The sequence below is a fragment of the Ruegeria sp. BG3 genome, from assembly GCF_056538485.1.
Window position 1 is genome coordinate 24465 of the sequence record NZ_JBQFTE010000009.1, and the last position, 19438, is coordinate 43902.

Sequence of the window (19438 nt, forward strand, 5' to 3'; positions counted from 1 at the left end):
AATCGAGCGGGTAACGAACCTGTAGGTCTTTAAAAAAATGCCTTCGGCTGCCGCCCTGCAAATAAAAGACTCGTTTGCATACCTCAGCGATCCAAAAAGTTGGATATAAATCTTTGAAACAGATCAGATTTCTCCGCATGGAGCGCGTGGGCGCAGGCCGGTACGACCGCAAGCGATGTATTAGGGATCGTCTCCCAAAGCAATTGAATTTGGATCCATGGATATGTCCGGTCCTGATCGCCCCAAAGGACGAGAGTTTCTTGCTGGATATGGGGGAGGTTCTGTTCTCCTGACCAGGCTTGCATCGCATCTAGGCCGGCCTCCAAGGCCGGCAGCTTGGCTTGAGCGGCAATCGCGGCGCAGTGTTCATATCCGGTTGCAGCTTCGCAATCCAGAAACCAAGTCGCTGCGATCCGGCGTGCTGTGGCAGCCGCGCCGTCTTCCGCAGCGCGCTTTTTACTCTGCTCAATAGTCTCGAACCGCCCTGGTAAAACACCGATGGCGCCAGTTGCGTAAAGCACAAGACGGTTAATCCTTTCACGATCTCGCAAAGCAATTTCCTGAGCGATCATGCCGCCCATGGAATGACCCAGCAGATGATACTCCTCCACTCCAAGGCCGCGGAGGTGCTGGACAACCCAATCCGCATATCCGCCGATACTGTCGATTGGCGGCAGATGGGCATTTGCTCCGAACCCGGGCAGGTCGACTGCAATCACATCAACTTGCTGCTGCAGTGTATCGCGACATCCATCCCATTGTGCGCTGCCCCCCATGAAACCATGAACAAGGACAAGGGGGGTCACTTTCGCTGGCCTTGTACGATCCGGTCAAGGATCATCGCGCAGAAGAGAATGGCAAAGCCTGCGAGGATACCTTGGCCCACATTGGCGTATTGCAGCGCCTCGAGGACGTCTTCGCCCAGCCCTTTCGCACCAATAAGTGAGGCCACGACGACCATGGCCAGCGACAGCATGATTGTCTGGTTGATGCCTGCGCGAATGGAGGGGCTGGCGAGCGGTAGATCGACCTTGGTGAGAAGGTACCACTTGTTGGCGCCAAAACTGATCGCGGCTTCACGCACGCTTTCGGGAACACCACGCAGGCCTAAAACAGTAAGGCGTACCACGGGTGTCCCACCGAAGATCATCGTAACAATGACTGCCGCTGGTTTGCCGACCCCGAAAAAGGCAATCACAGGCACCATGAAAACAAAAGCAGGCATGGTCTGCATGAAATCCATGATCGGTTGGATGACAGCGTAGAAGCGCGGTCGACGCGCAGAAAACATGCCCAGAGGAATGCCTATCACGATGGAAAGCAGCGCCGCTGTGCCGAGAAGCGCCAACGTCGTCATAGCTTTTTCCCAGAAGCCGAGAAGGCCCATATAGGCCAGAAAGGCACCAGACCATATAGCCATGCGCAAGCCAGCCGTGAGCCAGGTCAACAGAACGATCAGCGCGGCAACCACGATCCAAGGGGTCTGAACCAACGCCACCTCCATGGCATCCAGCAACCAGCGAATAGCTGCGGTGAGTCCGTCAAAGAACGCCACACTGTTGGCGACGCACCAGGCGATAAATGCCTCTACGCTGTCAATACTGGCCAGGCGAATTGAGTTATCTGTCGGGAATTCACTAAGAAACGAAAAACGACCCGGGAAACTGTAGTGGATCATTGCGGTCGCGACCAAAAGGATCATGAAACCCGCGCTGAAGACTATCTGGCTGACCGGCATGCCAGAGCGAATTGTGCGATCTGAGAGCCAGTCAGAAAACCGGGCCTCCAGCGCCCAGTTGGCGACCACAGCCTGTATGAGCTTGGCCACAAGCAAGATGACAACACCGGTGAGTGCAATCGACGGACCTTGTGCGGCAAGCAACTCTGCCTCAGCGCGGAAGCCTTCAATATTGGCCTCCAGCCCTTCGATCTGGCGCTGGATGGCTGCGGCTCGATCCGAGCCGCTCTCTTGGGCGGCTGCAAGCTGCTGGTAGCGCAAATCGAGCGTACCTTCGATCGAGGTCACACGGGCCAGCGCGTCTGCTCCCAGATCTCCGAACAGGCCCCGCGCGATCTGCACAAAGCCGATCGCCTCGACGACAAGAAAAGCCAATGCCCAGGACCAAAGTCCGCGTGCGCCGAACCAGATTGGACCAAAGAGCCCGGCCATCAAGTTGAAGGTTGCCGTAAAACGCGCGGATGCCCCGATCTTGTCGAAATTGCGGATGTAGTAATCGGGGCTCGTGCGCACAAAGGTGCGGATATTCTCCCGGCGTTCCTCAGCATAGGCCTGCGCGGCTTCGCTTTCTGTGTCTTCAAGGGGGTTCACACCAAGATCTTCACTCATGACATTTCCGTCCCTTCAATCACGGTGCGCAACAGATCTGCGCGAGTGATGACACCTCTGTCCTCGCCGCCTTCGGACACCAGAACCGGCCGTTCGTCGTCGATGGCTCGCGTAATCAAAGCGGAAAGTGTCTCATTGTGGTCCACCCGGTCGATGTCAGCCGGCAGTGGGCCGTGCGTGGCGAGGTAGCTGTCCAAAGGTTGCATTGCCGCATGAGCATGCACCACCTTCAGCCGCGATATCCCGGCCACGAAATCAGCGACGTAGTCATCAGCGGGATGCATGACAATGTCCTCAGCCGAGCCGATCTGCACCATCTTGCCGTCACGCATGATCGCAATCCGGTCCCCGATGCGGACAGCCTCATCAAGGTCATGGGTGATGAAGATCGTGGTCTTCTTGAGAATTTTCGACAACCGGATGAACTCATCCTGTAACTGCCGTCGGATCAGGGGATCAAGTGCGGAGAATGGCTCATCCATCAACAGAACATCAGGATTGGCCGCGAGCGCACGGGCAAGCCCCACACGTTGCTGCATGCCGCCAGAGAGTTCGTGCGCAAATTTCGACCCCCACGCTCCCAATTCGACAATGTCGAGAATAGCAGCCGCCTGCCGCATACGCTCATTCTTGGCGACCTGGCGGATTTCCAATGGCATTGCAACGTTATCGAGGACCGAACGGTGGGGCATCAGCGCGAAATTCTGGAACACCATCCCGATTTTCCGGTTGCGGAAAGCCTGAAGCTCCTTTGTGCCGAGCGCCATGACGTCCGTGCCCTCGATTTCGATTTTGCCGGCCGTTGGTTCGAGCAGGCGATTGAAATGGCGCACGAGTGTGGATTTGCCACTCCCTGACAGCCCCATGATGCAGAAGATCTCACCGCGGTTTACGTTGAGGCTGACATCGGCCACGCCCACCACCGCATTGAATTCGGCAAGGACTTCAGCCTTGGTCAGTCCACGCGCACGAATGGCTTCCAGAGCAGCTTCGGGCTTAGCGCCAAAGATTTTCCATATATTGGAAATTTCGATTACAGTCTCGTCGCTCATCCGCCCACCCGTGCGTGCCTTCAAGTAGGGCGGCACCGCTAGGTGCTGCCCGTTGTTTTTTGGTCTGGCTCAGAGACCCAGCATCGCATCTACGCGCTCGGAATTGGCGTTAACCCATTCGGCTGCAACTTCCTCAGCATCGCGCCCATTGGCACTGATCTCGAAGGCCAGCGAGCTCACGTCATCGGCGGTCAGGGAGAAGTTCGCGAAGAATTCCGCAATCGCCGGCGAGCGATCCCCAAGCGAGTTGGACCAAGCGATCTGCACTTCCTTCAGGGCGTCCTTGCTGGCCACCATCGACTTGTTGTACCAGTCAGGGTCGTCGGAAGGCTGCACCATGACGTATTTTTCAGGATCGTAAGTCGGTTCGGTCAGCATCACCACGTCAAACATGTACCAGACGGCATGCGGCTCATAGCAGTAGAAGGCATATCCTTCTTTTTTGGCGATACTGTCCTTGATGCGCGCGGTCTTAACAGCTTCCTCGGCGCGGATCGGATCGATGAAGTCCAACAGGCCATAGTCGCGGACTTTCACCTCGTTCACATTGGCCGAAGCCCAGCCGGGTGCGCCGATCCACATCTCACCCTTGCCATTGCCATCGCTGTCCATCGCGGCCGCCACATCAGGGCGTCCAAGGTCCGCGATGTCGGTGATATTCATCTCTGCTGCAAAGTCTTTGGAGACGCAGAAACCCTGATTGCCCTGATAGGGGTTCGATGACAACGTTACGGTGCCAGCACCATCAACATATTGCTTGGTGAATGCTTCCTGATTTGGCAGCCACACATCGGGGTGCACATCGATATCGCCCTTACCCTGATCCATCGCTTGAAAGATTGTGGCGTTGTTACCGGGCACGTACTCCACCGTGCCGCCAATGCGGGTGGTCACGATCTCACCCAAGACATGGGCAATAGCCTGTGCGCCTGTCCAAGTAGGAACACCGATCTTAACCTCTTCAGCGGCAAGTGGTGCGCCGAGAGCTGAAACCAAAGCCGCGCTGATCAAGTATTTTTTTAGTTTCATTTGATATCTCCTTGTTGGTTTGTTGTTTATTTTCAGGCCACGTAGCCAGGAAGTTCGAAAGTTTCGGGATAGCCAAACAGGGCTGCGCTTCCGCCGGTATGCAGAAAAACGACATTGTCCATACCATCGAAATAGCCTTTGCGGGTTTGGTCGATGAGCCCATCCAATCCTTTACCTGAATAGACTGGGTCGAACAAAAGTCCTTCGGTGCGGGCCAACAGCTTGAGCGCGTCAATCATCCCTTTGGTCGGAAGACCATATCCTGCACCGACGTAGTCGCAGTTTGCACGTACATTTTCTCGCGCAATCGGCGTACCCGTCTCCATATATTCGACAGTGCGCACGGCCAGATCATGGACCATGCCTTCCTGTTTGTCTTGTGGGGCACGTACGCCGATGCCCAGAAGGTGAATGTCACTTTCAAGGGCCGCAAGACCGGCGACCAATCCGGCTTGTGTGCCCGAGCTACCGGTCGCATGGACCAGCGCATCAATTTTCAAACCTGCATTGGCCGCCTGTTCGCATAACTCGCGCGCGCAGTTCACGTAGCCCAATGCCCCGATCGGGTTGGATCCACCGCCCGGAATGATGTAGGGGTTTTTGCCTTCTGCCTTCATCTGCGCAGCGCAGGCTTCCATCTCGGCATTCATGTCCGCACCACCGGGACGCTTGGAGACACTGGCGCCATGCAAACGATCCAACAGGACATTTCCATTCAGAATATAGTTCGCATCATTGGAACCGGTGCGATCCTCAAGCAGGATATGGCACGCAAGGCCGAGTTTTGCGGCCGCCGCTGCTGTTTGACGCGCGTGATTGGATTGCGTCGCCCCTTGCGTGATGATGGTATCTGCGCCTTTCTGGACTGCGTCAGCCATCAGAAATTCTAGCTTACGGGTCTTGTTTCCACCCGACGAGAGGCCGGTGCAATCATCCCGTTTGACCCATAAACGCGGGCCACCCAAAACCTCGCTCAGGCGATCCATCGGCTCCAAAGGCGTAGGAAGATGGCCAAGGGATACCCGGGGAAATTTCGCCAGCGTCAGCGATAGCTCCTTGCACAAGCTCAAAACCATCTCCGGCGCGACCACCGCGTCACCGCCGGTCATCTGCATTGACTCAGCCACCACTCTCTCCCTGCTTTTGCCTACAGCCAAACAGTTTCAAAAGAAAAAGAATAAAAACAGTGCATATTTCGCAGGCTGCCCATACATTTTCTTTGGGTGCTATGGAGGTGCGGATGAATATGCTGTGGTTTGACGATGTTCTGACCCTTCTGGAAGAGCGGAACATGACGCGGGCTGCAGCCCGCAGAAACATCACTCAACCCGCGTTCTCAAGGCGTATTCGCAGTTTTGAGGAGTGGCTGGGGATTGAAGTTCTTGATCGCAAATCGAACCGGGTCGAGATCAGTCCGGCACTGGCTTCGAACGAAGCCGAAATCCGCTCTTTGATCGCTAGATTGAATGACCTGCGCACAAAAATTGCGCAACATGGCCCCACCGTTTCGATTGTGACGATCGCCGCGACCCACGCATCGGTCGTCTCCACTTTCCCCGATATGGCATTGCGTGCACGTGCTGCGTTCAAGGGGCTCCGGTTTCGCCTGAGAACGGCCAATCTGAACGATTGTGTTACTCTGTTCCTGCGCGGCGATACCAACATGCTGCTATGCTACGAGGCGCAAACCGTCGCCCCAATGCCGTTCGGAGCAGGCATTCGTCGCGGCACTTGGGGTCACGACTACCTCATTCCGGTCATCGGTGGCGGATTGCGCTATGCCGTGCGCGGAAACGGTGACGTGCCTTTGGATACGCCTGCCATCGTCTATCCCGAAAACAGCTATTTTGGCGAAGCATTGAACAAGAGCAAACTCCCTTTCGGAACCGCCGATTTCAGCAAAAATCCCGTTTGCCAGACGGCCTTTTCAAGTGGAGCAAAAGAAATGATCCTGAACGGTCTCGGTGTTGGTTGGCTGCCGTTCAGCATGGTACACAAGGAAATTGAAAGCGGCGAGTTGATCTCCCTACGCAACCAATTGGGTCAGGAAAAGCTCGACGTGGTGGTCTATGCCCACCACCAGACCGAGATAGCGAAAACCTTGCTTGATTTCTGGACAAACAAGCCGTCCTCAAAGTCTTGAGCCTATAAAGCGCAAGCTCTGGCCAGAAACCAAGACACTCTGTTAGAACCGAATTTTGAGTGACGGAACCCTTCAAAATGAAGCCGTAACCCCGTGGCGTCTTGGCAGCAGACGGACCAGTCTTGGATGTGGGCGACCCTACTGGCACACCGGACAAAAGACCGTCTTCCTCAATTGTGCGGCGGACTACGACTCGCTTGCATTTCCTGAATGCGATCGGGCCAAGTTGACCTGATATAAGCCAGAATATCCCAAATCTCATTTTCGGTGAGTTCATCCCTAAATCCCGGCATGCCGCTTGCGAAGCCAGTGACCCCGCGTACGGCTAGCGCTGCTTCGCCACCAAGTCGTGTGTACTCGAAGAGAAGCTGATTATCATGGTGCCAAGTGTGCCCTGTCTCATCATGCGGTGGTGCAGGCAGAACAGCATTGTCATCAGGAGTCTGCCAATTTGGCTGTCCTTCCAGATTGATGCCATGGCAGGACGCGCAGTGTTCGCCGTAAAGAACGCGCCCATTGGTCAAATCTCGGTCTTCCATTTCGTGGCTGGCAATTGCCTCGCTCGCAACGCCACATAGAGCCAGTACCAGCACGCGTTTCATACGACTTCCACCCATGTTTTCATGCCAGCCGCCTGATGCCCTAGCATGTGACAATGCAACAGCCATTTACCGGGATTGTCGAACACGCAAACGATTTCGCGGGTCTCACCAGGATTGACTAGCGCCGTATCCCGGAAAGCGCCTAAGCTGCTGTCCGCCCCAACTTCAAAGAAATGATGCCCGTGCAGATGGATGCCATGCGGGAAACGGGTGTCGTTTACCAGACGGATGCGCGCCGTTTGGCCACGTTCAAACTTGTGGAGCGGCGTATCTGATAAGCCCGATTGTCCGTTGAATGCCCAAATGTCAGTTTGCGTGCTTACGGGACGGCTCATAGCCCCACCTTGCATGGTGAGCGACAGGGCCACCGCATTGTCCAGGTCTGGCTGCTTCCGCTCGTTTGGTGGCAGCGTGGGAATCGCGGACGGTTGCCGCGTGCTGTTCACCCCTTCGACCGGAATTTCACCCAACAGGTAAGGATCGTCGCGCGTTGGGAAAACAAAGGCAATGTGATCAGCTGATGTTACGTCAGCAATGATATCTAAGCGTTGAGCCGGTGAGAGAATAAGGTTTGAAACCTCTTGCGGGTCCGGCAGTGGCATACCGTCGAACGCAACGATTTTGCCGTCGATGCCTTCAAGTTCAATCGGGAATATCCGGTCTGTTGCGACATTGATCAACCGCAAGCGCAAGCGATCACCGCGCCGGACCGGCGTATTTGGTTCTACAAGCGCGCGGGCGTAGTTCCCCAACCGCCCTTGATGCGCCTGATCGTGCCTGTTCTCAAAGCCGTCGACAAGCGCTCCGTCTTCGGTGATGCGCCAGTCGTCAATCATAACAATCAGATCGTGATCCACATCGGGTGGGGTTAGCTCCTCAACGATCAGCGGCCCGTAGAGACCTCTGGCGACCTGTTCCCAGGATCGGTTGTGGGAGTGATACCAGAACGTGCCAGCATCGGGTGCTCGAAAGCTGTATTCGAACTCAGCACCCTTCTCGACAACGTCTTGGGTCATCCCCGGCACGCCATCCATCGCATTTTCGATGCGCAGCCCGTGCCAATGCACCGCCGAGCCTTCACCAATCTGGTTCAGGAACCGAATATCAAATGTATCACCCTGACGGGCGCGAAGCACCGGACCGGGCGTACTGCCATTAAAGCCAAGCATCGGAGTTGCCGGATCACCTTCGGGCAGAATTTGCGCATTGACCGGCTGTGCGACCAGTTCAAAGGGTGCTGATGCAAGAGTAATGCGCGGTGCCAGTGCCGCCGCGCATGTTGTGAACAGGAAGTCTCGCCTTTTCATAAAATGCCTCAATTCGGTAGGGTCAGAACGCTGGTGAGCGTCGCGGTGGCGACAAGCACCATCAGTATGACCGTAGTTTCAATTTCAATCGAGCGCGCTAGATGACGCGCCGCCTTATCGTCCCCTGCTTGCATGGCTGGAACGAAGCGGAGTTTGTTTACGGCCGCCAACGTCAGGACCACTCCTACAAATGCAATTTTGATCAGAAGGGTTTGACCGTACCCGGTAGTCGTCAGCGCCCTCACATCGCCCAACAACATCCAAGCCATTATTAGCCCTGCCAAAATCATAGCAGGGACAACAATCGAAGCCGCTTGGCCAAATCGATGGCCCAACTTGGCTGCGTCGCTCAGATATTCTTGCCGTAGCGAAAGGGTGCGCAACGGTCCGAGGATGCCGATCCAAAACGCGACCCCTAAAAGGTGCAAGAGCAAGAGCAAGCGAACACCTATTGGTTCCAATTCAGGAATATGCCCAACCTGAGCAAAGGACCACAAAGCAAGCAATCCACCCACGAGGGCGATCCATTGCCCAACAAAGGGAATAAACACTCCGGCGAGGATTAGTATGGCTCCAGTGATCCGATAGACGAGAACGTCGCCAACCGATGTCTGCCACAACAGACCGAGCATTTCAGGATCGATCATCCCATCGGCCCCACCCGTCAGGGCAGCGCCAAGCAGCATGAACCCTAGGACAGAGGCAACAAGCGCAAGCGCCGCCAACAGCACAACCTGCAGACGCACCCTATCGCTGAGAGGCGACAAAAGGTCGGTGAAAGCAATCTGAGTGATCAAAAGCCCAGTCGAACCGCCAATACCGACATAGAGTATCAGTTTGGACAGTATTGCGCCTATTCCCCAGATATCGGGCATACTCAGTCCACTGTAAATGTGAGTTCACCCTGCATGGCATGCCCGTCCACACCCAAGCCCCGCCATTCAATTCGATAGATGCCTTCACCCATACCTTGAAGCGGGAGCGCGAACGCGCGGCTAAAACTTGTCTGATCTCCCAAGTCGAGCGTGACGGTATGCGCATCCTGATGGATCATGTTAACCTTTGTCAGGCGAATATCATCCGTGAAATTAAAGCTGATCTCAGAGGGTACCTCGGCAACTGTCGTGCCGTCTTCGGGTGTGGTGGTGTCCACTTTCGAATGGGCAAAAGCGGTTGTGGCAAGCGCGGAAATCAATGCAAATATGGGGAGCATTTTCATTGGTAGGTTCCTCAGTTTATTTGATTAGTACACTGTATTCTGCGGATGTAGTTGATGACCAGAGCCACCGCACCAAGGGTCAGAGCTTCATCAGAGGCGTGTCGCCAAGCCGTTGCTTACGGCCCGAATCTGACACTTCAAGTGGAAACTAATGCTGCGGGTACGCCCAAATTTGCTAGCACTATCTGCACTCAAATATTTTGAATACGCATAAGTTCGCCAATCGGAGAACAGGTGGCAGTGTTTCTGCTCTCAGCTTATTCTAAAAAACCCTCTTTTCGACCCCCCAACTTATCCTCTTACTACGCTTTCTTTTTGCGCGCGACTTGACGTAAAGCCGAAAAGGGCAATGCACCGATCTGGGCGCATGTAAAGTTATCGTTGAGATCAAGCGGACGGCCCAAATCAAAGCGCTCACGAAAAACCGTTTTCAGCCAGTATTTTATCTCATGTTTGACGCTTCAGCTCCCACCCCACATAGCTTTGTTGTTTGAAGTTCCAATCGTGCTCTTGATTTTCAGTGCTTTATGCCTGATATTTCTGTCATGACAGAAATTATCGACATGACGAAATCAAATGCTGCAAGCCAGTTCATCCTGTATTGGGGGGACATGGGGAACCAGTGGGGTGTCAATCGTTCCGTGGCACAAATACACGCGCTTTTGTACCTCAGCTCCCGACCCCTTAACGCGGAACAAATTGCCGAATCTTTGGGCATTGCCCGATCCAATGTGTCCAACTCTCTAAAGGAATTGGTGAGCTGGCGTCTCATCCGGCGCGTACCTGTACCGGGTGATCGGCGCGAACACTATGAGGCCGAGGTAGATGTTTGGGAAATGGGGATCCGTATCGCTCAGGGACGTAAAGAGCGCGAGATTGATCCCGCAACGCAGGCTCTGCGCGCATGCGTTGACCAAGCTGAAACCGAAAGCGGGTTGGACCCAATCACGCTGCAGCGGATGCAGGATATGCAAGAGTTCCTGACAACGGCCGACACATGGTTCCGCGACATGCTGACGGTGCCCCGTCCGAAGCTGATGATGTTGATGAAAATGGGAACCAAGGTTGTTTCCCTGCTCAGCCTTACCGGAGGCAAAAAGAGCCGCTAAAAAATTTGACCCTCAATTTCTCTTATGACGGAAACAACAGAATGCTCGAAATGCAGGAAACCTCGACCGCGCTTGGAACAGAACCAATTCAACCGCAATTCAATACAGCCTGCGGCCAGGACGACCGGTTCAAAAACCTACTGGGGGCTACGGCATGGGCCCGTTTACCCAAAGCAATCCGACGCAGATTCAGCAAACGGCTGCTGGGTGATGCCAGCCTTGCCTATCAGGGGCGCGTAATCCACATGCAGATGAACTTCGTTGGATGCGCTTTGGCCATTGCCCTGCGAGTTATAGGTGCACCGTTGCCTTTCGATCGCACCTCGGTCGGTCGCTCCGCCGTGGTGACCGTCACAGAAGATGCGGCAACGGACGGTCAATTTTGGATCCGGCAATATGGCCGGGCCAAAGGGTTTCCGCAGATGGTTGGCAGTTCCAAACGCTTTGCCGGACCAACCGGGTTGGAGGAATATATAGGCTTTGGGATCGGCATCTCGCTCAGACTCAAAAGCACACGGACCGGCCTCTACTTCGTCAGTGACCGGTATTTTCTGAAACTGGGACAAAGACGGCTGTCTTTTCCGCGATGGGTATGTCCAGGGCGTCTGGTGGTCGGCCACGAAGAGCTTGGTGGAGGATATTTCCGATTCACCCTGGAACTGACACATCCGTTGTTTGGCGCGTTGATCTGGCAGGACGCCACCTTCCGCGATGCGGAAATTGTCCGGAGCATCAGGTCATGAAGGTCGTGATCATAGGGGGGTACGGTGTTTTCGGATCTCTGACTGCCCGCTTGCTGGCGCGGGACGGGCACCAGCTCTGGTTGGTTGGACGGCATCCCGAGAAGGGGCGCGCTCTGGCTCAGGAGCTGAATGCGCAGACCTTGAAACTGGACATCAGCGCAGCACCTGAGGCGCTGTTTGATCAGAAACCGGACGTGGTTATTGATGCCGCAGGACCGTTCCAGCACTATCGCGGTGACCCCTATACGATCCCAAAGCTTTGCATCGCCAATCGCTGCCACTATCTTGACCTGTCGGATAGTGCGACATTCACACAAGGCATCGCAACCTTGAACACCGATGCCGAGGAGGCCGGTGTTTTCGTGTTGTCAGGCGCGTCCAGCGTGCCCGGCCTGTCCTCATGTATCGCCGCAGACCTGATCGAAGGGCTGGAGGGTGTCGACACGATCGACATTGCAATCCTACCCGGCAACCGGGCACCGCGTGGCATGTCCGTTATCAAGAGCATCGTGAGCGGCGTCGGGCGTCCATATCAACTGTGGCGTGATGGAGCTTGGCGGACGGCCATCGGATGGACGGATCGCAAACTGTATGAACTGGAGCCGGGTTTGATCCGCGCTGGATACAGCGTCAACGTTCCCGACATCGCGCTTCTTCCGACCCTGACCGGCGCAAAGACTGTAGCCTTTCGCGCTGGCCTTGAACTGCCGGTGATGAACGTGGCTCTCCGTCTGCTGGCGCGGTTGAGGCAACACGCGTGGCTCGAGTTCCCGGAATGGGCCTATTTCGCACTCCACATGATTTCACAGACGCTCTATCCCTTCGGGAGCGACCGTGGAGGCATGGAGGTGAGTGTTTCTGGCAAATGCAACGGACGAGGCATAACTCGCAAGTGGCGGCTGATCGCCGAAGAGGGTCACGGTCCGTTTGTGCCCGGCATCATGTGCCGCACGATCCTACGAGAGTTGGCAAACATCAAGACCGGTGCGCGTCCGTGCTTGAACGAGGTTCCACGGCCCGAGGTTGAACACGCGATGGAAGATTTGCAGCTTCGCACTGGAGTGGTCGAACACCTGGATCCGAGAGACACTGAAGAGACGGTCGGAACCATAAATCGTTCCCCTAGACGTCAGATGTACCAAAATACCGCCCCACGATAACCTCGCACCGAACGGCTGACAGTGCCAAGAATGTATTTTCCGCGGGTTGCGAGATGAGTTGCAGCTGGAGATCGGGGTCTGAACAGACACGATAGATTTCGGCTTAATATTCTGTTTTTAGATGATTTTGAGATTGGCCTATTGTCGTACTTCCAGGAGTTTCGGATCATAACACAACCAGTTGCTCGAGTTTCTTGCGGTTCGGGTCTAAGAAATGGACGATCTCGGCCCCTCCAGGCTTTGCGAAAAAACCCGTTTTCCAGGTCCACTAGTCATGCAAGGATTGTCGCGGCTCAGTCGTATCGCAACTCAGTCGCCTTGCCCCGAAAGATCGTGTAAGCCATCACCGTGTATCCGGCGATCACCGGTAGAACAAAGACTGTCCCTATCAGAATGATGAACAGGCTTTCCGGAGCGCTTGCGGCCTCGTAGATCGACAGCTGTTCGGGCACCACATAGGGGTAGAAGCTGTAGGCCATCCCGAAAAACGCCAGTGTGGACAGAACGATGGACGCCGCGAAGGGAAACCAGGCCCAACTGTCGTTGCGGGTTGGCAAGTGACGCAAGGCATACAATTCAAAGCGACCAGAATGCCCGACATGAGGGACAGCGACAGGAAGAACTCGGGAAAGTGAACCATTTGACAAAGATGCGAGCGATGACCCAAGGGGCCGCAATTGACACCGCGCCGATGTCAACGCTCGATACCCAAATGCCGGGTCTGGCCACCTTTGGACCAAGCAATTGCTGACTGGCGCGCGACATCCTGGCCCTGGTGACCTTTGAATGAAGACGGTCGAAAACGCATCCCACTTCAACCCCTCAAGACGAGGGACCAAAAGTTGATAGAACAGAAAAAACCGCTATACTCGATGGTGTTTTATTTTGAGCCGCGTATTTGCGGCACGCCGATTGGCGTACTTCTATGATCTATTTTGATCGAGAGCGCTATGACCAACGATATTTCGGGGATGTGGAGTTACCGCAGCCTTTTGAACAATCCGAACCCTGCCGTTCCTTTTGGCAATCTCGCTGTTGGCCTCAGCACGCTTAAGTTCAACGTTTGTGACCTCGAATTGACCGGTACTCTTGGCAGTAAAGGGAGGGAATTGGGCCTCATTGGCATGGTGACAACGGGCACCTTGCCCAAGCGTCGCGGATGGGGCGTGTCGGCAACGGGAGCGAAGCATTGGTTTATGAAAACCTCGAGAAAATCACTACTCATTGGGCTGTCGTCGTTGATCAAGTCGACACAAGCACCAATTCGGTCATTCGCTCAGAAGCACGTTCCGGCTGTCAAGAAACAGCTGGTTTCACGGAGACTATTTCCGCCGCCCTCGCATGCGCGGTGGCAATTTTTGACAATTATTTTAGGGAGATAGACCATGTTCACGCGCCAAAACGTCTATGAAATAGCAGATGATTGGGCCGACCCGGTTCTTTGGTATGCACGCGGGATCAAAGCAATGCAGGCCCGCCCACTGGACGATATCACATCATGGAAATTCTACGGTGCCATTCACGGCTATTTGCGGGTGTTGTGGGACATTCAGGGCATCACCACCGCAGGTGAAGCGGAACCAACCCAAGCCGACATTGACACCTATATCAATCAGTGTCAGCACCAAAGCTGGTTCTTTCTTCCTTGGCATCGAGGCTACCTTTTGGCGCTCGAACAGTTGATACGAAGCGAGATTCAAGTGTTGGGCGGCCCACACGACACTTGGGCCCTACCTTATTGGAACTATCTGGAAGTAGGGCGCGGTCAGATCCCCCCGGCCTTTCGTTCTCCGGTATGGCCAGATGGTGTGGATGACAATCCCTTGTTTGTGCCGCAACGTTGGGGGCCGATGGCCTTGGACCCAACGTATGATCCTGCAACTGAGATCAGCGTGAACCCCATGTCAGATCGTGAATTTTCTGGCCCCGGCAATGGCGGAAGTACTGGGTTTGGTGGGCCGCCAACGTCTTTCAATTGGTCGGGCGGCGAAAATGGCGGGGCAGAATGGCAACCCCACAACATTGTACACGTACGCATCGGTGCGCAAAGCCCAACAGACTTCCTCCCGCTGCCGCCGCCAAACCACGAAATTCCTATACCGGGCTTGATGAGCGATCCGCGCACGGCGGCTTTGGACCCGATCTTTTGGCTGCACCATTGCAACATCGACCGCTTGTGGGAAAGCTGGAACAGCTTTCCACCCGGAAAACCTCAGCTCAATCCAAACGATTGGCGCAATCCCAGTGGAGCCAACTGGAACGATGGGCCCGCCGCACAGGGTGACCGCGCCTTTGCGATGCCCCGGCCAGATGGGACGCAATGGACATTTGCGCCAGGCGAGATGGTTAGCCTCGAGGACTTACAGTACGAGTATGATGACCTGACACCTGGCCCTGATATACCTGCGGATACGTTGTCGGACCGGGTGGCGCGTCTTGGGCTCGACACCCCTGCAGCTGCAATGACAGGAGCTTTGACGATGGCCTCGGACTCAAGTGAAAAAACAGTCGAGATGATCGGTTCAGGGTCTGGCAAAGTGACGCTGGCTGGCACCACGACTCAGCGCAGCGGCGTCATGCTGGATACGCCTTCGATGACGCGATTGACCTCGACTTTAACAGGCTCAGTGGAAACACCCAGTCTTCCAGATCGAGTGTTTCTAAACCTAGAAAATGTACGATCAAAATCGGATGCGGTGGTGTTCAAGGTCTATGTCGGTCTGGCCGAAGGAATGGATCCCGCGGATGCACCTGAGAATCTTGCAGGCACCGTATCGCTGTTTGGCAGCGCGCTGGCCAGCGATCCCGAAGATCTCCACGCAGGCAACGGGATCACTCACGCAATCGAGATCACTGACATTGTCGACCGACTACATCTGGAAAGCGCATTGGGCGTGAATGAATTGAGCGTTGATCTTGTACCCGCAGGCGACGTTCCAGTCGGAGCCGGGGTAGAGATTGGCAATATCAGTCTCTACCGTCAAAGCCAATGACACCAATAGTACCTTTCCACTGGAGCCTTGCGGCCCTGGCTTGGGGTGTGATCCTGGTCAGCAGCGGGCCTCTTAGTTTGCTACCGGTTATGTGCACCGGGGCATTAATCACTGGTCTGCCCAGCAGTGCGGAAGTGTCCTATTCGTTGTCTTGGATACCACCCGAGCATTTGGCAGCTAGCTGGGTATTGATGGTAGTGGCAATGATGTTGCCTTTGGCTGGACCTGCCCTGAACCACATACGCACCCGAAGCCTTAGCCGTGATCAAACACGTGCCACAGCGGGATTTTTATTGGGCTATCTAGGCATTTGGATGCTGTCAGGTGTCGTTCTTGTCATTGTTGCAATTCTGATCATAGTGGTCACTCCGTCACCCATGGTCGCGGGAGCGCTGGTGTTGACGCTGACTTTGGCATGGCAGGTGACCCGCTGGAAGCAAAAGACGTTAAACGCCTGCCACGCCCGCCCACCGCTCTCCCGCTATGGTCAAACACCTATTGGGCGGTCTGTAGGATTTGGCACGTCTTACAGCCTTTGGTGCGTGGCAAGCTGTGCGCCCTTGATGGTCGCTGCCATGGTCATCTCCGGCCAAAACCCGGTGTGGATGTTAGCCGCTGCATTGTGGATTTGGGCCGAACGGGTCGAGGCTCCACAAAAACCGGCGTTTGGGTTCCGTTTGCCTTTGCGCGCAGTGCGCGCCGGTCTGCATCAAATACGCCGACTACGGGTTGTAGCATGAAACAAGGATCACGGTTATGGATATAAAATTCGCCGTGACCTTGACCTCGGAAGGTCGAACCGAGGCTGCGCGCGAAGCGATCACCGCTTATTTCGCAGATCATGGCATCGCGCTGACCGGAGGGGGCTTTACAACCCTATCCTATGTCGCATCTGCGGCGGCGTTTGATGTGGTTTTCGGTACGGATCTAACTAACCTGAACCAAGATGCGCGACCGGCTGACGCGATTGGCGGCGGCATCGGCCCCGACATTAAAGTCACCCCACCTGACGCCATCGCCCCTTATGTTGATGCACTTTCAATCGCGCCACCGGCACGGCGCATTACCGGCGGGCTCTAGCATTCCGAAACCGCCCGTTTTTTAACTGACCACCGCAGGGTATTTTCCCTGCTTTATTGCAAGGAGGAATTTTCATGAACAAATCACGTTCCCAAAGACACACACGTCGCAAGGCGTCCGACACGGTACGTGTCGCCATTACCCTTCCCGGCGCGGGCAGCAACGTCGGACCTGTACGGTTTTCCGGCGCGATGACTCCAGCAGTACTGAGCGACATGCGCCCGGATGAAGCCCATGTCAAAAAGACCATCGAACAACTAAAAAAGATGGGCTTCGAGGTCACAGGAGCCGGGAAGATGTCGATCACTGCAAGATGCACGCGCAAGCAATATGAGGCAATCTTTGGTACCAAACTTTCGCGTCATGAACTGCCCTTTGCGGATGGGCAAAAATGCCAGTCAAACGCCTTCTACTTTCCCGGACATGACGCGGCCTGGAACCCTGACGCGACGCTCAGTGAGATGATCGACGACGCTTACATCCAATGGCCACATATCTACATGAACACGATGTTTCCCGGCACAACCTCTGGCCTACCGCCCACGGTTGGGTATCACCACCTGCGCGTGCCGGGTGACCTGACCATGCTGTTGAATGCGGACGCCGCACAGCGTCAGGGGCTGACAGGCAAAGGTGTGCGTGTTGCGATGATCGACAGCGGCTTTGCCATGGACCACGCCTATTTCACTGAACATGGATACAATACCCAAACCGTGCTGGCACCGGGTGCAACAGATATCGATCTGGATGGCAACGGGCATGGCACAGCGGAATCTGCCAACGTCCTGGCGCTAGCCCCTCAATGTGAGTTCACTGGCGTCAAGCTCGACAATGAGAACTTCCCAGCAAATGGTGCGACCATCCTCGAAGGGCTGCAAACAGCGATGCAGCATAACCCGCACATCATTTCGGTCAGTCTGGGGTACGACATGTGTCCAGTTAACCCATTGACCGGCGCGCGGACAAGCAACACGCACCTGACGTCGCTACCCAACAATCTCAAAGCGCTAGAGGCTGAAATTCAAGCGATCACAGCAGCAGGTACGATCATCGTCTTTTCAGCTGGCAACGGGCATGTCGCCTTTCCGGGCATGATGCCCGAGGTGATATCGGCCGGTGGTGTTTTTGTGGCTCAGGATGGCGCGATGCAGGCCTCCGACTATGCCAGCGCCTTTGACTCCGCCATCTATCCCGGGCGCGCGGTACCCGATGTCTGTGGTTTGGTGGGGTTGGCGAACAATGGGGCGAAATACATTATGCTGCCTTTGCAACCCGGTTGTGAGATTGACCGCCAGAACAACGACGGCACCGGTATCAATGATGGCTGGGCAGTGATCAGCGGGACATCTGCCGCGGCGCCGCAACTGGCTGGTGCGATTGCTTTATTGTTGGAAGAGAACCCCGGACTCACGACCAGCGATCTCAAGCAAGCCTTTGATCAAAGCAGCCGGGATATTGTTGCAGGCACCGCTAACCCGGCAAGCAACGCAAATATGGGCGGCAAACAGGCCGCTCCCGGGCGCGATGGCGCGACAGGCCCAGGGCTGTTGGATGTAGGTGCTGCCTTGAGTGTGATCTGAGGCTTACCCAAAGCCTATACCTTTTGAGAGAGAGTCGGGAGAGGTGGAATAAAGTGCTGTGTTTTATGGCATGCCACGCCACTTCTCCGCCACCTTCCAATCAAGCGACAGCCGCGACGATGGATCGGTGCACGGGTTAAAAACTTGGACGCGAGCTTCCGCAGCATCCATTGACCGACCAAGGGCAGCAAGGCAGTGGGCACGCACTCTTTGTGCCCTATTCCTGGCGGCCTTTTACGGACTCACGACGTCGGCTATTCTTGCTGCACCGCGGCCCATAGAACTTGCCGCTTACCGCAAGCTCAAATTTTTGGACTAGTTGAACGCACAACTAGAGTACGAAGCTCTAATTCACCACCCAGAAGCAATTTGGCTATGCAACGTTAAAAGTGTGCAGAAGTCAGGCTTTGTAAAGTCTGGCGTGCAGCCCACAATTGTCGTCGGTCAAGTACCCCGATGCTGCTGGCGTTGGTTCAGCATTCCAGAAATTGAATGGTTGTAATTGATTGACCCCGAGCGATAATCTGAATGCATAAAAGGATTAGCCGAACATGTGTGGAGCTTTGAATGAACAGGTTGGCGCTGACAGCAATGGCATTGATCTCCACTGGCGCAGTGTGGGCTGCTGGTATGGAGCGGTGGGGTGACTCCGGAGACTGGACAATCCTGATTGATCCCGAAAAGGGCAATGGCTGTCTTGCTTGGAAGCCCTTTGAAGACGAAATGACCGTTGAAATTGGCGCGGCTCCCAATCAGGCTGGTGGTTTTTTTGCCGCCTACAATCCGGCCTGGGTGCAGATCGAGGACGGCGCGACCGGCATCGTAAAGTTCGACTTTGGTGATGCAAAATTCGAAGGCGAAGCGGTTGGTGTCTACAAGAATGGAGTTCCCGGTGGCTATGCCTTTTTCGACAACCCAGCGTTTGTGACCGAGTTTGGAAAACGCCAAAGCGTTACGATTATTGGCGAAAGTGGCGCCGAGGTTGAACTCGACCTCAGCGGGTCCGCAAAAGCCATTGAGGCCGTTCTGACGTGTCAGGCCGAACAGCCGGAACCACTGAAGAACTAGGTCACG

At 55.2% G+C, this 19438-nt stretch carries 20 protein-coding genes; 10 read left to right on the forward strand and 10 right to left on the reverse strand.

The window, feature by feature from the left end; translation table 11 throughout:
* Nucleotides 1-83 precede the first annotated feature (83 nt).
* From ACR0AI_RS14710 to cuyA, 5 genes are all read right to left on the reverse strand, one after another.
* Nucleotides 84-806 carry an alpha/beta fold hydrolase gene (locus ACR0AI_RS14710; RefSeq protein WP_480675397.1) on the reverse strand — a complete coding sequence of 241 codons (723 nt, stop codon included), beginning with the start codon at nt 804-806 and terminating at the stop codon, nt 84-86.
* A complete protein-coding gene (locus ACR0AI_RS14715; protein ID WP_480675395.1) occupies nt 803-2347 on the reverse strand; it encodes an ABC transporter permease subunit in 1545 nt (514 codons plus the stop codon). The genes ACR0AI_RS14710 and ACR0AI_RS14715 overlap by 4 nt, the downstream gene beginning before the upstream one ends.
* The gene (locus ACR0AI_RS14720; protein ID WP_170377013.1) at nt 2344-3399 is read right to left on the reverse strand and encodes a betaine/proline/choline family ABC transporter ATP-binding protein; all 1056 of its coding nucleotides are present in this window, start codon (nt 3397-3399) and stop codon (nt 2344-2346) included. The genes ACR0AI_RS14715 and ACR0AI_RS14720 overlap by 4 nt, the downstream gene beginning before the upstream one ends.
* A gap of 69 nt (nt 3400-3468) precedes the next feature.
* Nucleotides 3469-4428, reverse strand: a complete 960-nt coding sequence (locus ACR0AI_RS14725) for an ABC transporter substrate-binding protein (protein WP_170377011.1) — start codon at nt 4426-4428, stop codon at nt 3469-3471.
* A gap of 32 nt (nt 4429-4460) precedes the next feature.
* On the reverse strand, nt 4461-5474 hold the full coding sequence (gene cuyA, locus ACR0AI_RS14730) for a D-cysteate sulfo-lyase (protein ID WP_480675437.1): 1014 nt from the start codon (nt 5472-5474) through the stop codon (nt 4461-4463).
* Between the two features lie 194 nt (nt 5475-5668).
* On the opposite strand from cuyA, the gene ACR0AI_RS14735 reads away from it, so the two are divergent.
* On the forward strand, nt 5669-6571 hold the full coding sequence (locus ACR0AI_RS14735) for a LysR family transcriptional regulator (protein WP_170718713.1): 903 nt from the start codon (nt 5669-5671) through the stop codon (nt 6569-6571).
* A gap of 170 nt (nt 6572-6741) precedes the next feature.
* Here the strand turns inward: ACR0AI_RS14735 and ACR0AI_RS14740 are convergent, their stop codons facing one another.
* The 4 genes from ACR0AI_RS14740 to ACR0AI_RS14755 are packed head-to-tail and all read right to left on the reverse strand — an operon-like array spanning nt 6742 to nt 9699.
* Nucleotides 6742-7173, reverse strand: a complete 432-nt coding sequence (locus tag ACR0AI_RS14740) for a c-type cytochrome (protein ID WP_480675392.1) — start codon at nt 7171-7173, stop codon at nt 6742-6744.
* Nucleotides 7170-8480: a multicopper oxidase family protein gene (locus tag ACR0AI_RS14745; RefSeq protein WP_480675390.1), complete on the reverse strand. Its 1311-nt coding sequence runs from the start codon at nt 8478-8480 to the stop codon at nt 7170-7172. Before ACR0AI_RS14745 ends, ACR0AI_RS14740 begins: the two co-directional genes overlap by 4 nt.
* Nucleotides 8481-8488: 8 nt before the next feature.
* Nucleotides 8489-9355, reverse strand: coding sequence for a copper resistance D family protein (locus ACR0AI_RS14750; protein WP_480675388.1), 867 nt, complete (start codon nt 9353-9355; stop codon nt 8489-8491).
* Nucleotides 9356-9357: 2 nt separating this feature from the next.
* Entirely contained in the window at nt 9358-9699 is a 342-nt protein-coding gene (locus ACR0AI_RS14755) for a copper resistance CopC family protein (RefSeq protein WP_480675386.1), read from the reverse strand.
* Between the two features lie 611 nt (nt 9700-10310).
* Between ACR0AI_RS14755 and ACR0AI_RS14760 the strand changes: the two genes are divergently transcribed.
* The 3 genes from ACR0AI_RS14760 to ACR0AI_RS14770 are packed head-to-tail and all read left to right on the forward strand — an operon-like array spanning nt 10311 to nt 12711.
* The gene (locus ACR0AI_RS14760) at nt 10311-10808 is read left to right on the forward strand and encodes a GbsR/MarR family transcriptional regulator (RefSeq protein ID WP_480701392.1); all 498 of its coding nucleotides are present in this window, start codon (nt 10311-10313) and stop codon (nt 10806-10808) included.
* 41 nt (nt 10809-10849) lie between these two features.
* On the forward strand, nt 10850-11551 hold the full coding sequence (locus ACR0AI_RS14765; RefSeq protein ID WP_480675382.1) for a DUF4166 domain-containing protein: 702 nt from the start codon (nt 10850-10852) through the stop codon (nt 11549-11551).
* A complete protein-coding gene (locus tag ACR0AI_RS14770; RefSeq protein WP_480675380.1) occupies nt 11548-12711 on the forward strand; it encodes a saccharopine dehydrogenase family protein in 1164 nt (387 codons plus the stop codon). The genes ACR0AI_RS14765 and ACR0AI_RS14770 overlap by 4 nt, the downstream gene beginning before the upstream one ends.
* A 293-nt stretch (nt 12712-13004) precedes the next feature.
* Here the strand turns inward: ACR0AI_RS14770 and ACR0AI_RS14775 are convergent, their stop codons facing one another.
* Nucleotides 13005-13268: a cytochrome d ubiquinol oxidase subunit II gene (locus ACR0AI_RS14775; protein WP_480675378.1), complete on the reverse strand. Its 264-nt coding sequence runs from the start codon at nt 13266-13268 to the stop codon at nt 13005-13007.
* Nucleotides 13269-13661: 393 nt separating this feature from the next.
* Here ACR0AI_RS14775 and ACR0AI_RS14780 point away from each other — a divergent pair, with 393 nt between their 5' ends.
* The 6 genes from ACR0AI_RS14780 (at nt 13662) to ACR0AI_RS14805 (ending at nt 19432) form a co-directional block, all read left to right on the forward strand.
* Complete coding sequence (locus ACR0AI_RS14780) at nt 13662-14093, forward strand: hypothetical protein (protein WP_480675376.1); 432 nt, start codon at nt 13662-13664, stop codon at nt 14091-14093.
* A 3-nt stretch (nt 14094-14096) separates the two neighbouring features.
* Entirely contained in the window at nt 14097-15704 is a 1608-nt protein-coding gene (locus ACR0AI_RS14785; RefSeq protein WP_480675374.1) for a tyrosinase family protein, read from the forward strand.
* 89 nt (nt 15705-15793) lie between these two features.
* Nucleotides 15794-16444, forward strand: coding sequence for a copper chaperone (locus ACR0AI_RS14790; RefSeq protein ID WP_480701394.1), 651 nt, complete (start codon nt 15794-15796; stop codon nt 16442-16444).
* 16 nt (nt 16445-16460) lie between these two features.
* Entirely contained in the window at nt 16461-16784 is a 324-nt protein-coding gene (locus ACR0AI_RS14795; RefSeq protein ID WP_480675370.1) for a hypothetical protein, read from the forward strand.
* A 74-nt stretch (nt 16785-16858) separates the two neighbouring features.
* Nucleotides 16859-18364 carry a S8 family serine peptidase gene (locus tag ACR0AI_RS14800; protein WP_480675368.1) on the forward strand — a complete coding sequence of 502 codons (1506 nt, stop codon included), beginning with the start codon at nt 16859-16861 and terminating at the stop codon, nt 18362-18364.
* 567 nt (nt 18365-18931) lie between these two features.
* On the forward strand, nt 18932-19432 hold the full coding sequence (locus ACR0AI_RS14805) for a hypothetical protein (protein WP_480675366.1): 501 nt from the start codon (nt 18932-18934) through the stop codon (nt 19430-19432).
* The last annotated feature ends 6 nt before the right edge of the window (nt 19433-19438 follow it).